The sequence below is a fragment of the Candidatus Nitrotoga sp. M5 genome, assembly GCF_927904885.1.
Classification (GTDB): Bacteria; Pseudomonadota; Gammaproteobacteria; order Burkholderiales; family Gallionellaceae; genus Nitrotoga.
Map to the genome: position 1 here is coordinate 56,875 of NZ_CAKMNW010000001.1, position 15,948 is coordinate 72,822.

12 protein-coding genes and 1 other RNA gene are annotated in these 15,948 nt (G+C 48.1%); 11 read left to right on the forward strand and 2 right to left on the reverse strand.

Features of this window, described 5'->3' with window-relative positions:
* Positions 1-67: 67 nt before the first annotated feature.
* Positions 68-277: a hypothetical protein gene (locus MJ770_RS00290; RefSeq protein WP_239249507.1), complete on the reverse strand. Its 210-nt coding sequence runs from the start codon at positions 275-277 to the stop codon at positions 68-70.
* Between MJ770_RS00290 and MJ770_RS00295 the strand changes: the two genes are divergently transcribed.
* The 5 genes from MJ770_RS00295 (at position 233) to MJ770_RS00315 (ending at position 9,194) form a co-directional block, all read left to right on the forward strand.
* Positions 233-766 carry a DUF4172 domain-containing protein gene (locus MJ770_RS00295; RefSeq protein WP_239249493.1) on the forward strand — a complete coding sequence of 178 codons (534 nt, stop codon included), beginning with the start codon at positions 233-235 and terminating at the stop codon, positions 764-766. The two genes, MJ770_RS00290 and MJ770_RS00295, sit on opposite strands and share 45 nt — an antisense overlap.
* On the forward strand, positions 735-1,295 hold the full coding sequence (locus tag MJ770_RS00300) for a Fic family protein (protein ID WP_239249251.1): 561 nt from the start codon (positions 735-737) through the stop codon (positions 1,293-1,295). Before MJ770_RS00295 ends, MJ770_RS00300 begins: the two co-directional genes overlap by 32 nt.
* 1,234 nt (positions 1,296-2,529) lie before the next feature.
* A complete protein-coding gene (locus tag MJ770_RS00305; RefSeq protein ID WP_239249253.1) occupies positions 2,530-4,566 on the forward strand; it encodes a C1 family peptidase in 2,037 nt (678 codons plus the stop codon).
* Between the two features lie 550 nt (positions 4,567-5,116).
* The gene (locus MJ770_RS00310; protein ID WP_239249495.1) at positions 5,117-7,606 is read left to right on the forward strand and encodes a WD40/YVTN/BNR-like repeat-containing protein; all 2,490 of its coding nucleotides are present in this window, start codon (positions 5,117-5,119) and stop codon (positions 7,604-7,606) included.
* A gap of 865 nt (positions 7,607-8,471) precedes the next feature.
* On the forward strand, positions 8,472-9,194 hold the full coding sequence (locus tag MJ770_RS00315) for a flavodoxin family protein (protein ID WP_239249255.1): 723 nt from the start codon (positions 8,472-8,474) through the stop codon (positions 9,192-9,194).
* Positions 9,195-10,035: 841 nt separating this feature from the next.
* Here MJ770_RS00315 and ssrA read toward each other — a convergent pair.
* Positions 10,036-10,404, reverse strand: a transfer-messenger RNA (tmRNA) gene (gene ssrA / locus MJ770_RS00320).
* A gap of 262 nt (positions 10,405-10,666) precedes the next feature.
* Here ssrA and MJ770_RS00325 point away from each other — a divergent pair.
* The 6 genes from MJ770_RS00325 (at position 10,667) to MJ770_RS00350 (ending at position 15,941) form a co-directional block, all read left to right on the forward strand.
* Entirely contained in the window at positions 10,667-12,592 is a 1,926-nt protein-coding gene (locus tag MJ770_RS00325) for an ATP-dependent DNA helicase (RefSeq protein ID WP_239249257.1), read from the forward strand.
* A 94-nt stretch (positions 12,593-12,686) separates the two neighbouring features.
* Entirely contained in the window at positions 12,687-13,148 is a 462-nt protein-coding gene (locus MJ770_RS00330; RefSeq protein ID WP_239249259.1) for a peroxiredoxin, read from the forward strand.
* A gap of 8 nt (positions 13,149-13,156) precedes the next feature.
* Positions 13,157-14,572, forward strand: coding sequence for a PhoH family protein (locus MJ770_RS00335; protein ID WP_239249261.1), 1,416 nt, complete (start codon positions 13,157-13,159; stop codon positions 14,570-14,572).
* A 104-nt stretch (positions 14,573-14,676) separates the two neighbouring features.
* Complete coding sequence (gene msrB / locus MJ770_RS00340; RefSeq protein WP_239249263.1) at positions 14,677-15,072, forward strand: peptide-methionine (R)-S-oxide reductase MsrB; 396 nt, start codon at positions 14,677-14,679, stop codon at positions 15,070-15,072.
* Between the two features lie 23 nt (positions 15,073-15,095).
* Positions 15,096-15,638 (forward strand): septation protein A, encoded by a 543-nt coding sequence (locus tag MJ770_RS00345; RefSeq protein WP_239249265.1) that lies wholly within the window; start codon positions 15,096-15,098, stop codon positions 15,636-15,638.
* Positions 15,639-15,941 (forward strand): YciI family protein, encoded by a 303-nt coding sequence (locus MJ770_RS00350; RefSeq protein ID WP_239249267.1) that lies wholly within the window; start codon positions 15,639-15,641, stop codon positions 15,939-15,941.
* The last annotated feature ends 7 nt before the right edge of the window (positions 15,942-15,948 follow it).

Here is a 15,948-nt window from a genome sequence, read left to right on the forward strand (position 1 = left end):
TTATTTGGCTTCCAGACTCAGCGTCCTGACGACAAGTTACAGGGCTTGCACGAAGAATCGCTGTACCTTAGGCACCAGCACCTTCCTTGCGGCGTATAACGCTCACTTTTACCGCATATCGTGCGGTGAATAACTTGCGAATAGGGGGAGTCAGCTTCATAATCACCGCATGAATAGCGGCGATTACAAATACATCTGGCAAGCGCACGATTGGCCGAACTGGCAGTTCGACTTGGCGGCACTGGCTGGACCTATGGCAGAGGTCAGTCGGGCTCAAGGATTTCTGATGGGGCGTCTGGCCGACGTGGGCATGGCGTTGCGCGATCAAGCCAGCTTGGCCGTGCTCACTGAGGACGTGGTCAAGACTAGCGAGATCGAGGGCGTGACCTTCAATGTCGAATCCGTGCGATCGTCGATCGCCCGTCGTCTGTGTGTAGACATCGGCGCTCTGGCGCCGGTGGATCGTCACGTTGAGGGCATGGTCGAGATGGTGCTTGACGCCACCGCCAACTGTAACGCGCCGTTAACCAGAGAGCGTTTGTTCGGCTGGCACGCAGCGTTATTTCCAACCGGCTACTCAGGCCTATCCAGACTCAACGTAGCCACTTGGCGTGACGATTCCAGCGGCCCGATGCAAGTCGTATCTGGCCCCATCGGACGCCAGCGGGTGCATTTTGAGGCACCACCTGATAATTGTCTGGAGACCGAAACCGGCCGATTTTTTGGCTGGGTGAATGACACATCGAATCTCCCCCCCACTGCTTAAAGCCGGTCTCGGTCATTTATGGTTCGTCACCTTGCACCCGTTTAATGACGGCAACGGTCATATCGCCCGGGCTATCGGCGATTTACTGCTGGCGCGCGCCGACGGCAGCCTACAACGTTTTTACAGTTTGTCAGCGCAGATCCAGCGGGAGCGCAGGGCCTACTACGACATCCTGGAGCGGACCCAGAAACGGTCGATGGACGTCACCGAGTGGCTCGCTTGGTTCCTTGACACCCTTCATTGCGCCATTGATCAGGCGCAACACTCGCTCGACGCCGTACTGACCAAGTCGCGCTTTTGGCAGCACTGGGCAGCCACGCCATTAAATGAGAGACAGATGAAGTTGCTCAATCGGCTGATCGACGGCTTTGAAGGCAAGCTCACCAGCAGCAAGTGGGCAGCCATTGCCAAGTGTTCATCGGATACGGCTCTGCGAGATATCAATGAACTGCTTGCACGAGGTGTGCTGCGCAAAACGGATGCGGGCGGGCGCAGCACAAGCTATGTACTGAACGATCTACCAGAGTAACCTCCGATGCTTTGGCTCACTAGCGAAGCAGCCCTGCATGGACGACTGCCAAATCATTTGCAAGGAGTGAGCAGCCATACTTTATATTGGGTGAGTCATTTCTAAATTTACCGATGCTGTAATACAAACTCCGGTGTGAATGATGTATGAATTTGGATAAACCTTAACAAAAGTGCTTGACACAATGCTGGTTATTCACAAGTTATAAGTAATCTCAGCGGCATATATCATTTTAAAAACCAAAAATTAGCAATAAATTTATGTCACTGTTTTAATGCAATATTAATATTCGCTTATGAAATAAGCGGCCAGGAAAATCGTATATTAAATTAATACTTATGCAAGTTATGTTGAAATTACTAACATTGTTATCCACAGTTTATGTGGACAACAAAAAAGTTTAATGAAGTCAATCTGGTTAGCTCTGTTTTATAGAATCTTAAGGAAGAAACCTTGCTAAGGTAAAACTTTTCCCTTTGCCCAGAAGCTAAATTGTCAACACAATTTGATGACTCAGAGAAGCAATTTAAGTGAAGTCGGTTGTCAATCTAGATAAAGTCAGGTGAAGTTTGAATCGAGAGGCACCGGGACTATGCAGTTAGACTGGCAGAGCGAACCAATAATAATAATAATCACCACCGGTGTTCCACCGCTAACCTATTTTCATAAAACTGGCTAAATGCGACGGGATAAAGATATCCAAAACGTGTCTGCTTAAAGTGTCATCCGTAAAATACCCCGAATATATTTAGCCTGAAAGGCCTCGGTGAAAGTCTTGAAGGGCCGGTTATAGACCAACTTATTTTTAGTTTTCTCAGAAGATTTCTATCAGCGCGTTTCGTAGCAATACCACCGGCACGATATCAATGGCGTCATGCCGGGCTGATCGACCAATTATTGGTATTCATGGGTGCAGTTCTGGCTACCTCTATGTCTAACCTAATCACCTTACGCTGTTAATCTTGCTGTTGATCTGCCAGCGATACAAGAGGAACAGCGGCGCATGTTTATTAATTAAGACATCAAATAAAGCAAAGGGTACAAATAAAAAGTAGTTTCCCCTTGGAAGTACTATTGGTAATCAGACAGCCTAAAATGAAGACAACCATATGGTTTTAAAAAGTTTAACACAAAGCTGAATTAGGGTATTAAAATGGAGTTTCTACAACGTAGTTAAAATTTGATAGGGGCGGATTCAGGTTAGCAATCCAACAAAAAACTTAGGAGAATTTCCATGAAAGCAGCTCGCGAAAAAAAACCAGTCAAAAGAATTTATAACACTCGTAGAGATACATTGGATTTTCGGGATCAGATGTACATTCCTACTTTGATTGAAGTGCCAACCCATGTCCCTATCGAACATTTTCTTTCTTACAAAGTCCCCGTCCTTGATCAGGGAACCGAGGGGGCTTGCACGGGTTTCGGGCTCGCCACAGTTGCGAATTACTTATTACTTCGTCGCCAAGTTGTGCCAGACAATATACCTGTCAGCCCTAGAATGCTTTATGAATTAGCGAGGCGATACGACGAGTGGCCCGGTGAAAGTTATTCAGGTTCGAGCGCTCGCGGTGCCATGAAGGGATGGAACAAACACGGCGTTTGTGCTGAATCGGATTGGCCGTATAAAATTTCCAGTAAAAGCAAACAAGTATTAACTGACGAGCGAATTTCTGCTGCAAAGCAGCGTCCGTTGGGCGCTTACTTCCGTGTCAATCACCAAGACCTGATTGCTATGCACTCCGCTATCGCCGAGGTCGGTGCCCTCTACGCAACAGCAACGGTCCATGACGGATGGGATAATGTTAAGCCCGACGGAAGCATCATTCAGTCAGCCAATATCCTGGGCGGGCACGCGTTTGCAATTGTCGCTTATGACTCTGAGGGCTTCTGGATACAAAATTCCTGGGGTAAGCGATGGGGAAATGAAGGCATGGCGCGCATCAGTTACGACGACTGGCTTGAAAATGGCACTGACGTTTGGGTCGCACGTTTAGGCGCACCAGTCACACTGCGGCGCTCAATGTCTTTTGCTGTCGCTCATGCATCAGTATCGGGTCAATCAAATGCATACTCCTACGCAGATCTGCGGCCCCATCTCATCAGCATTGGCAACGATGGCAAACTAAAACCAGGCGGCGACTACGGCACAACCACTGCTGAGGTGACCCAAATCTTTGAAGATGACTTTCCTCGTTTGATGAAGGGTGTCAAGAAGAAACGTTTGCTACTTTATGCACATGGGGGATTGGTGGGTGAGAAAGCAGCAGTACAGCGCGTTGCGGAATATCGACCTGAGCTTCTTGCAGCAGGAATCTATCCAATTGCTTTTATCTGGAATAGTGATTATTGGTCGACAATCACAAATATCCTACAGGACGCAGTCCGTCGCCGTCGACCAGAGGGAATTTTGGATGCAGCAAAAGATTTCATGCTTGATAGACTGGATGACGCACTAGAACCTTTGGCGCGGGCTTTAACGGGCAAAGCAGCCTGGGGAGAGATGAAAGAAAATGCACTTGCCTCAAGCAAACCTGATGGAGGTGTACGCTTGGTATTGGACAACATTGTCAAATTGATTAAAACCTATCCAGACCTTGAAATCCATATTGTTGGACATAGCGCAGGTTCAATTATGCATGCGCCCTTGATTCAGCTGCTGACACACAAGGGCAAATTAACTACGGGACCAATGAAAGGAGCGACTGGCTACGGCATTAACGTTACTTCTTGCACATTATGGGCTCCAGCTTGCACAGTAGATCTTTTCAAGGAGGCCTATCTTCCTGCAATTAAGTCAGAGCAGATTAAAAAGTTTGCGTTGTTTGCATTGAGCGACAAAGCTGAGCAAGACGATAATTGCGCACGAATTTACAACAAATCACTCTTGTATCTTGTTTCTAACGCATTCGAGGAAAAAGAGCGTATTCCCGTGTTTCGTGAAGGCATACCCATTCTTGGCATGGAACACTTCATTCAGAAAGATCCAGATCTCAGCTCGCTATTCAAGAGTAAAAAAGCGGATTTGATAATTGCCCCGAACAACGAGCCCCAAGGTTCAATTAACGCCTCAGAGGCCAGCCACCACGGTGATTTCGACGATGATCAGAATACAGTGATGGCTACCTTTATGCGAATTGCGCCAACCACAACTAAAAAATCACGTGCGGCAACTCGGAAGGTTGTGATTCCTGAACAGATAAATTTCCAAACCTCGAAATCGTCCTTACGTACGCGGAGATTGAACATTGATGACCAAACGACCAAACGCTAAATATTCAATTTTGAGTAACAAATATGAAAGAGTAAGGCTACTTTACATGGTGTTAAAAAACTAATTTTAAGGAAGATTAGACATCAGGCGAACTAATGGATTAAATTCGTTCATAGACAACGTAATCCAAGTTAGACTCAGAAGTCTGCATGTCGGCTGGCGTTTTGATGTAAAGATATCTGCCTTGAAACTGGACGAAAGTGGCCTCTGGATTAATCGTACAGCGTATCCCCTTTACTGTGCGTCTCAGGTGCGTTTAGCCAAGATGCAAATAGCAACAATTGGCCAGTTTCGATTATGTTAGAAGGCAACTCACTAAGCATATATCCTTCTCCAAAAAAACGCTTCGCCAAAATACTGTTTTTTATAGTGGTGTACCCACATAGAAATAGCATTCCTGTGGAACTGGATATTTATAAGGAAACAGATGACTCATTTTTTGCATCGGGTGCTAACACACGCAATTGCAGCATTCACCAAGAGTCTTTCTGCGCATCAATGTTGGAGGTCGTCGATTATTCCCAAAGCTAGGAGCGTTAGCATTTTGGCAGTGTCTCTGCTTCAGGCTTGCAACGGTAGCAACTCCCACGAGATATGGTCTGATCTGCAATCAAAACCAGACTTAATCCCATCATTCGTACAAGTTTCACCAAAATCCACCCTCATTTCGCTGGCGTTTTCCTCCAATGATAAATATCTAATAGCAGTTGGTGATGATGGCGCAATAATGTGGTCAGAAGGCGACGACAAGAACTGGTCTGCCGTTTCCAGCGGCACAACGAGCGAGCTTAGGCATGTGACCGCCGGGCCCAAGGGAGCACTGGTCGCGGTTGGTAGTAATGGCGCAATCGTGAGATCTGAAATCGGCAACAAGAACTGGTCTTCCATTCCCAGCGGCACAACAAACACACTTTGGCACGTGACTGCCGAGCCCAAGGGAGCGCTGGTCGCAATTGGTAATCGTGGAACAATTGTGCGGTCGGAAAATGACGGCAAGAACTGGTCTGCCGTTCCCAGCGGTACATCAAGCAACCTTTGGCACGTGACAGCTGAGCCCAAGGGGGCGTTGGTCGCAGTTGGTCATGGTGGAACAATCGTGCGGTCAGAAGACGGTGGTAAGTTTTGGTCTAACGCTCCCAGCGGCACAACGAGCGAGCTTTGGTATGTAACTGCCGAGCCCAAAGGGGCGCTGGTTGCAGTTGGCATTGATGGTGCGATCGTGAGATCGGTAAACGGTGGCAAGAGCTGGTCCGCTGTTTCCAGTGGCACGACAAGCAGGCTTTGGTTCGTGACTGCTAAGCCCAAAGGGGCACTGGTCGCAGTTGGTGACAATGGCGCAATCGTGAGATCGGAAGACGGCGGTGCGACCTGGTCTGTCGTTCCCAGCGGCACAACGAACAGACTTTGGCATGTGACTGCCGAGCCCAGGGGGGCACTTGTCGCAGTTGGAAATGGTGGGGCGATTGCAAGATCGACAGACGGTGGCAAGAACTGGTCTGCTATTGCCAGCGGCACGACGAACGCTCTTTGGCACGTGACTGTCAATTCCAAAGGAACACTGATTGCAGTTGGTAGTAATGGAGCAATCGTGCAGTCGGAAGACGCCGGCAAGCGCTGGTCTGCCATTGCCAGTAGCACAACAAACGCTCTTAGGCATATGACTGTCAAACCCAAGGGGGTGCTGGTCGCAGTTGGTAATGATGGAGCAATTGAACGGTCAGAAGACGGCGGCAAAAACTGGCTTGTCATTCCCAGCGGCACTATAAGCGAGCTCAAGCACGTAACTGCCGAGCCCAAAGGAGCGCTGGTTGCATTTGGCAGTGATGGAGACATCGTGAGATCGGAAGACGATGGTAAGAACTGGTCTGCCATTCTCAGCGGAACAAATAGCGAGCTTAAGCACGTAACTGCCGAGCCCAAAGGGGCACTGGTCGCAGTTGGCAGTGATGGAGCAATCGTCAGATCAGAAGATGCCGGCAAAAACTGGTCTGCCGTTTCCAGCGGCACGACGAGCAAACTCTGGCATGTGACTGCCGAGCCCAATGGGGCGCTGATTGCAGTTGGCAGTAATGGAACAATCGTCAGATCGGAAGACGATGGTAAGAGCTGGTCTGCTGTTCTCAGCGGCACGACGAGCGAGCTTACGCACGTAACTGCCGAGCACAAGGGAGCAATAGTCGCAGTTGGAAATGGTGGCGCGATTGTAAGATCGACAGACGGCGGTGCCAACTGGTCTGCTGTTCCCAGCGGCACTGAAAGCGAGCTTTATGGCGTGACTGCCGAGCCCAAAGGGGCGCTGGTCGCAGTTGGCAATGATGGGGCGATTGTAAGATCGACAGACGGCGGTGCCAACTGGTCTACCGTTTCCAGCGGCACGGAGAGCAAACTTTATGACGTAACTGCCGAGCCCAAAGGGGCGTTGGTCGCAGTTGGTAATTCTGGGGCGATTGTAAGATCGATAGACGGCGGTGCCAACTGGTCGGCCTTTCCCAGCGGCACTGAAAGCGAACTTTATGGCGTGACTACCGAGCCCAAAGGGACGTTGGTCGCAGTTGGTAATGGTGGAACCATTTTGCGCGGCGAGGCCTCATATCCAGCCCCTATAATTCGGCGCATCACTCACTCCTACAAGGAAAATGGATTTCCTGTACTAAGTATCAACCTGGAGGATCCAGCGAATATATGCCCCTTCGCAAAATGCCTGAGTGCATACGGACGCAGTCTAGCTGACTACCAAAATCACACTGTGGAACCTCACCGTTTAAAAATCTCGACATCCAGCTCAGTGACGTCTGATAAATTCGAGTTGATGATTAATCCTGTGCAACTCAATGCAAAGAGCCCCGACCCGATCTACGTCCACTTTGTGCTGGAAGTTCCGGGCCATCGCCTCGTCTATCAAATGGAGAATGGTTCCGACTTCGAAGTACCTAACAATCCATCAATCATAGAAAAAAGGTGGTTCCAAGGATTAATAGCTGGACTTTTATTTCTAATTTTGCTCGTTGTAACCCTGATAAAAAAACCACGTTACTCTTGACCAATGTATCGCAGCCAGCGCAACTCTGATTGCAGCTAACAAAGCTGGCACTCTTAGTCTGAATGACTTCGTAATCGGGCATGTCCGTTTTATTGCGTTGCCTGTGCTATCGCTACTTCCGAGCATGTTTAACGCATGGGTTAAGCCGGCGGCGGCCGCTCATTTCAAACGTTATGCATCTATAAGTAGTTAGGAGAAGAATAGAAGAAAATACATGGATTGACTACCTCACAGCAATTGGTGCTGTAGCTACTCCATTGCTCGTAATCGTTTTATCTGCTATCGGATGGCGTTTCAAGTCAAGCATTGAACGAAAGGTTGATCTCGAAAATAGGCTTCGAGATGACCGAATTGAAATCTACAATCAGATACTCGAACCATTTATCATACTGCTAATGCCTGATGCAGCATAGGCTCAAGATAAAAAGAACAAAAACAAAGATAAGAATGAGTTAGCAATAAGCAAGATGCTAACACTGGACTACAGGAAACTTGGATTCAAGTTGTCACTCATGGGATCTGATTCAGTAGTCAAGTCATACAACAATCTAAAGCAGTATTTCTATAATATGGAAGAAAATAAGTCAGCTAAAAGCGAGAGTTTTCTAAAAGAAATGTTTGAGCTGCTTGGTACATTTCTCTTAGAAATAAAAAAGAGTTATAGGTAATGAAGCCACATCTTTGAACCAATGGGATATGTGTGAGTGGTGGATGTCTGATACCCGTAAAATCAAGAGCGGTAGTTACAATGCATAACAAGTTGCTGCACGCGGAAAAATTACTCGCTCACGTTCACATTTTTCTGCTAAGCACAGCGTTCTACCACTCACAACCACACTGAAACGAACTCGATCCGAGGTACTCCATGACTGATTTCACCGACCTTCGTGCACTTTTTATTAACTCCTCACTAAAGAGGCAGGCAGACGACAGCCATACGAGGTTACTCCTCAATGCATCCGCCGAAATCATGAGAAAGAATGGCGTCTCGGTGGAGAACCTGCATTTGGCCGCGCACAATGTTCCGCCGGGCGTCTATCCTGACATGACCGAGCACGGATGGGATATAGACGAGTGGCCCGCAATGTGGGAGGGAGTCAAAGCGGCCGATATTCTCATCGTGGGGACTCCCCTTTGGCTGGGGGAGGAAAGCTCGATATGCCGCATACTGATCGAACGACTCTACGCCATGTCTGGGCTGATCAACGACAAGGGGCAATCGATTTATTATGGCAAAGTCGGAGGCTGCGTCATCACCGGAAACGAAGATGGAATCAAGCACACGGCGATGACCATTGGGTTTGCACTTAACCATTTAGGGTACACGATACCACCTCAAGCCGATTGTGGATGGATAGGCGAGGCTGGCCCTGGCCCTTCTTATGGTGACGAAACTGCAGATGGCCGACGCGTCGGCTTCGACAATGAGTTCACGCAACGTAACACGACGATCATGACGTGGAATTGCATGCACCTCGCACGAATGTTGAAGGAGGCTGGTGGAATCCCGAATGAAGGAAATGACCGCGAAGCGTGGAAAGCCGGGGAGCGATTCGGCTTCGAAAATCCGGGGGTGAATACTGTATAAATGGATGATATGGCCAAGAACTTGCCCTTTATGCCGAGAGCTTTGTTGCAAACCTCGATAAACAGAAGCCTGCTCTTGAAGATGAAAAGCTGGAAATAACAGCGCGTCTGAGTGAGATAAATCGCATACTTCATTCTGCGGGCATCAGCCATGAGCGCCTTGGCAAATATTCTTCTCTCCTCGTCACTGGCCCAAAGTGTCCCGTCTGTTGGATCAGGCCCGGGCAAAAGATTCCTCTCAAAAAGGTTAATTCCGTCACTTATGCTTGTAGGTCGTGCAATGAAAACTTTGTGGCCTTTTCCAGTGCCATCTAGCTCATCACCCTAAGAGTAAAACTTGATTGACCATCGCAGCGAATAAGGAAGTATAGCGGTCACCCAGTTAATCATATGATGTGACCAAATTGTGACCATACATAGCCAAAAACAGACCATATAGGACTAAACGAGCTTTTGAAAAAGAAACAGCCAATCCCTATTAAGGGATTGGCTGTAATGGTCTCCGGTGATTTCTGAAGACCTTTACAGGAATCGCCACCACTCACCTCGGCAGGGGTAACGATCATAAACAGGCCGCGCTCATCAAACAGCTTGGAAGGCTTTGCGCCGGGCTTGGCATTGCGGATTGCGGATTGCGGTATCAGTTAAAGGCATTTTGGGGTAACTCCTTTCTGAGTTGTAGAGTTATCCCGAAGAGTTACCCCTGTCTAAAACTGGATGTTATTGGACGATGTCGCCCAATACTGGACGATAGAGGCAAGAAAAAACCCAGCAATAAGCCGCGCTGCCACGGGCTAGAAGGCAAAAAAAAGCCAACCGGCTTAGGTTGGCTTTTAAGGTGTTGGTGGAGGCGGCGGGAATTGAACCCGCGTCCGCAAGCACTCTACAGGCAGTTCTACATACTTAGTCAAGTTCTTTAATTTTATCCGGTAGACGCCAACTGACAGGCTGCTACTGGACGAGTTACCTAAATCTAATGTCATACAAAGTAACCCTGCATGACACGATTCCGTGTTAATGACCTCACTCATCGCGGCCTTACGACCTTGAGCCCCTCCACGGACAGCAGGGTGTGAGGTTCAACCACTTACGCGGCTAAAGAGTACTTTTCGTCGTTTGCGACTATTGGTTTTCCAGCTGATTTACGAGGTTGCGGGTCCTCGGTATGCCCTACTCTGCTTTGCAACCCACGTCGAAGCCAAGTCGCCCCCGGTTTCGATATGACTCTGCTACAAAACTTTGCAGATTGTAGCAGTTATGAGTAACAAAGGCAGAAGAAGTTCCATTCCTTCTCAATTCATTCTGCGTTAGTCGAAGGGCTCTTTGTGTGTAGCTAGTGGTTCGACAACCTTACAACGAACGGCTTAATGAACAGTGTTTGGCTTGCCCCAGTTATCCCTCACCCATTGCTTTCATGCAGTGATACCATGCAAATCAATTCGCTGCTCGACTCGTTGGACTACTGCTTTAACAATGATAGATAAAAAACTCGCTTTACTATTTTCGCCAGATGGTGCGCTGGCCGAGCACATTCCCAATTTTCGCGCGCGTCCACAACAGGTTGAGATGTCGCAAGCTATCGCACAAGCGATTACCGCGAATGGACAGCTGATAGCTGAGGCAGGCACAGGAACAGGCAAAACTTTTGCCTATCTCGTCCCTGCTCTGCTCGCAGGCGGCAAGGTAATTATCTCAACCGGCACGAAAAACTTGCAAGATCAATTGTTCCAACGCGATTTACCCACGGTGCGTGATGCGCTAAAAGTACCGGTTTCGATAGCGTTGCTTAAGGGTCGTTCCAATTATCTGTGCCACTATCACCTCGAACGCACACAATCTGATGGCCGCTTTACCACACGCGAGGATGCACGCCATCTAGCCAAAATTGCAAAATACGCAAAAATCACCCAATCCGGCGACAAGAGTGGTGTGAGCGATGTGCCAGAGAATGCACTTATTTGGATGCAGGTGACGTCAACGCGAGATAACTGCCTGGGACAAGAGTGCCCACATCATAAAGACTGCTTCGTACTTAAAGCGCGCAAGGAGGCGATGAAGGCCGATGTAGTGGTGGTGAACCATCATTTGTTTTTCGCTGATTTGATGTTGCGCGACGAAGGTCTGGCAGAACTGCTACCAGCCTGCAATACAGTTATTTTCGACGAAGCACACCAATTGCCAGAGACCGCCAGCCTGTTTTTTGGCGAAAGCATTTCGACTTCACAAATCATAGAGCTGGCACGAGATGCGCGGTTGGAAGCGGCGATTTCTGCTAACGACTTTGCCGCGCTTCCCACCGCCACAGACTCATTGGACAAAGCCGCGCGTGATTTGCGCTTGGCGTTCAAACAGAAAGAGGGGCGCATGACTGCCATCGCCATTGAAGATTTACCCGGCTGGGTGGATGCAATGGTCATGCTGAACGATAAGCTCAAGCAAGTTATCAACCTGTTAGAGAAGCAAGCAGAGCGTAGCGAGGGACTGGAAAGTTGCTGGCAACGGGGACTGGTAATGGCGCAGAAAATTGCACAATGGCAAGATAAAGAACAAGTGGACAGGGTGCGCTGGCTGGAAGTATTTCACCAATCCGTGCAACTTAACACCACGCCGTTGTCGATAGCGGAAACATTTTCCAAGCAAATTAATGGCCACCCACGTGCATGGATATTCACGTCAGCCACGATTTCGGTGAAACAGAATTTTTCTCACTATCAATCAGAAATGGGGTTACTTGAAGCTCAAACCGCCTGCTGGGACAGTCCTTTCAACTACCCTGAGCAAGCGTTGTTATATGTGCCCCAGAATATGATCGATCCGAATAGCCCTGGCTATACCGAAGCAGTGGTGATGGCGGCGCTTCCTTTAATCGAGGCCAGCAAGGGACGTGCATTTTTGCTGTTCACCAGTCTGCGCGCCATGCAACGCGCACATGAGCTTTTAACGGCTGAGTTCGAACGCAAAAATCTTAACTATCCGTTGATGTTGCAAGGCGAAGGCTCGCGTAATGAATTGTTGAGCCGCTTTCGTGAACACGGCAACGCCATACTGTTGGGCAGTCAGTCGTTCTGGGAAGGGGTGGATGTGCGCGGCGAAGCACTTTCGCTAGTGGTCATTGACAAGCTGCCGTTCGCTCCACCGGATGACCCAGTGCTGGCAGCGCGTCTTGCGCAGATAACCAGCCAGGGACGCAACGCCTTCATGGAGTATCAATTGCCCCGCACGGTAATTAACCTTAAGCAAGGTGCGGGACGCTTGATACGAGACGAGACCGATCGCGGCGTGCTGATGATCTGTGACACGCGCTTGATAGCAAAATCTTACGGCAAGCGCATATGGCAGAGCTTACCGCCATTCAAGCGCACGCGGGATTTAAATGAGGCAGTAGATTTTTTTACTTAATACAAGTCATAATTTCTACGTATTAGCCCATGTTACGCTTGCCTTGTACGGAAATTTTGTCAACAATGACCTCTATTCACAGGAGATTACCTAGATGCTTGATGAAACTATTGCCGATTTCGAACTTGCAGCCACTGGCGGTGTAACTTTTAAACTTTCTGCCACACGCGGCAAATCGCTAGTGATTTATTTCTACCCCAAGGACAATACTCCGGGCTGCACTACTGAAAGCCAACAATTCCGCGATCTGTATGAAGATTTTAAAAAGGCTGATTGTGAGGTGGTTGGCATTTCACGCGACAACATAGAGTCGCATGAAAAATTCAAAGCTAAATTCAATCTGCCATTCGCTCTACTTGCCGATTCAGAAGAAACTGTATGTGAACAATTCGGCGTAATCAAATTGAAAAATCTTTATGGCAAACAAGTACGAGGCATCGAGCGCAGCACTTTCGTGCTCGACAAAGACAACATACTGCGTAGGGAATGGCGCAGTGTTAAAGTCGACGGCCATGCTCAGGAAGTATTGCAATACGTGCAATCTCTATCTACATAAGGAACATTATGCCCCTAAAAAAAACATCGGCTGCAAACCTTAGTACCAAGTTATTTGTATTGGATACCAATGTGCTAATGCACGATCCAACCAGCCTGTTTCGTTTTGAGGAACATGACATTTACTTACCGATATTCGTGCTGGAAGAGCTGGACAATAATAAAAAAGGCATGACTGAAGTCGCACGTAATGCTCGGCAGGCCAGCCGCTTCCTCGACTCATTAGTAAGCGAGAGCACACAGAATATTGATGCCGGCGTACCTTTACAAACACCAAGCAACAAGGCCGCTACCGGCCGACTGTATTTACAAACTCAATTCATCGACAACGAATTACCTGCGGATATGGCGATCGGCAAAGCCGACAACGCTATCCTCGGGGTAGTAATGTTCCTCCACAATCAACAGCCCAAGCGTTCCGTGATATTAGTCAGTAAGGATATCAACATGCGTATTAAAGCGCGTGCGCTTGGACTAGATGCGCAGGATTATTTTAATGACAAGGTGCTGGAAGATACTGATCTGCTTTACACCGGTGTATTGGCATTACCGCAGGATTTCTGGGACACACATGGCAAGGACATGAAATCCAGGCCGCAAGGTGAACATGCTTTTTACAATATTCAGGGGCCGCTATGCCGTGACTTGCTGTTAAATCAGTTTGTCTATCAAGAAACTGACAGCAATCCTTTCTATGCAGTAGTCACAGAACAGAATGACAGCACTGCCATGCTGCGCACTTTGACTGACTATACTCATACCAAAAACTCCATTTGGGGAATTACTGCACGTAATCGCGAGCAAAGCTTTGTGCTCAACCTGTTGATGAACCCGGAAATTGACTTTGTCACTTTGCTCGGTCAGGCTGGTACCGGCAAGACCCTGTTAACTCTCGCAGCTGGTTTAGAGCAAATGTTGGAAAAAAAGTTGTATTCAGAAATTATAATGACCCGCGTCACTGTATCGGTTGGCGAAGACATTGGCTTTCTTCCAGGTACCGAGGAAGAGAAAATGTCGCCCTGGATGGGCGCGCTGGATGACAATTTGGATGTGCTCAACAAACCCAACGACGAAAGCGGAGATTGGGGGCGAGCCGCCACACGCGATCTAATTCGTTCTCGAATTAAAATAAAATCACTTAACTTCATGCGTGGGCGAACTTTTTTGAATAAGTATCTGATCATTGATGAAGCCCAAAATCTCACACCCAAGCAGATGAAAACACTGATCACACGCGCCGGTCCGGGCACTAAGGTCGTATGTATGGGCAACATTGCGCAAATTGATACTCCTTACCTGACCGAAGGCAGCTCCGGGCTTACCTATGTAGTGGATCGTTTCAAGGGCTGGCAGCACAGTGGACACGTCACATTACAAAGAGGTGAACGTTCACGTCTGGCCGACCATGCCGGAGAAGTGCTGTGAGCAAGCGTCATCCCGTTGTCTTAACCTAAACCTTCCAACCCCCTTGTACTCGCATAAAGAGCTTGGGGGGAGCTTGTCAAATTAACTATTCTCAAGATAACTTAATGAGCGAAAAAATCCAAAAACCAGATGCCATCTGGCGCGAAGAACTTACCCCTGATCAATACGAAGTATGCCGCCAGCGCGGCACTGAACCCGCATTTACTGGTATGTATTGGGATTGCCATGACAGTGGGTTGTACCGCTGTGTATGCTGTGGTAATGCACTGTTCGATTCAGATGTGAAATACGAGTCCGGCAGCGGCTGGCCCAGTTTCTGGCAACCGCATCAGCCTGACAGCATCGCTATAAAAAGTGATGACAATCATGGCATGGAACGCGCAGAAGTTCTGTGTAGCCGCTGTGACGCCCATCTTGGTCATGTATTCGAAGATTGCCCGAAACCGACAGGACTGCACTACTGTATCAACTCAGCCGCACTGACATTAGACCGACAATAAATCACCCAGCATAATCTGTCGCCATGAAACTACTGTTTGACCTATTCCCCGTTCTCCTGTTCTTTGTCGCTTACAAGATGTTCAACATTTATGTTGCCACAGGGACTGCGATTGTCGCCATTATTGCTCAAATTGGGTGGGTTAAATGGCGGCATGGGAAGGTAGACACCATGCTATGGGTGAGCTTTGCCATCATCGCCGTATTTGGTGGCGCGACACTAATTCTTCACGATGAGACATTCATTAAATTTAAACCCACCATTTTGTATTGGATATTCGCCACCATACTGTTGGGTTCCAATCTATTTTTAAAAAAGAATCTGATGCGTACTTTACTGCAGGAAAAACTCACGCTGCCAACTAAGGTATGGAACCAGGTCAACTTGGGCTGGAGTCTATTCTTTATCATACTTGGCGTTGTAAATTTATATATTGCATTCAATTTTTCAACAGATGCATGGGTTAATTTCAAACTGTTCGGTGCCACCGGAATGATGCTAGTATTCGTGCTGATACAAGCAATGCTGCTGTCGAAATACATGAATGAAGAGGAAGAAAAAAGTTAAATGCTATACACTATAATTGGTCAAGATGTACCTGACAGTCTCTCAAAACGTCTGGCAACACGACCCGCGCACTTAGCAAGGCTGCAAGCCTTGCAGAACGAAGGGCGTTTAATTCTGGCCGGCCCTTTCCCATCTGTAGATGCTGTTGACCCAGGTGCTGCAGGCTTTACAGGCAGCTTAATTGTGGCAGAATTTGCTACGTTAAAAGATGCGGAAACATGGGCTCAAGCTGACCCCTATATGATCGCTGGGGTATATGTTGAAATTCAGGTAAAACCGTTTAAGAAAGTCTTTCCAATTTGAACCATCC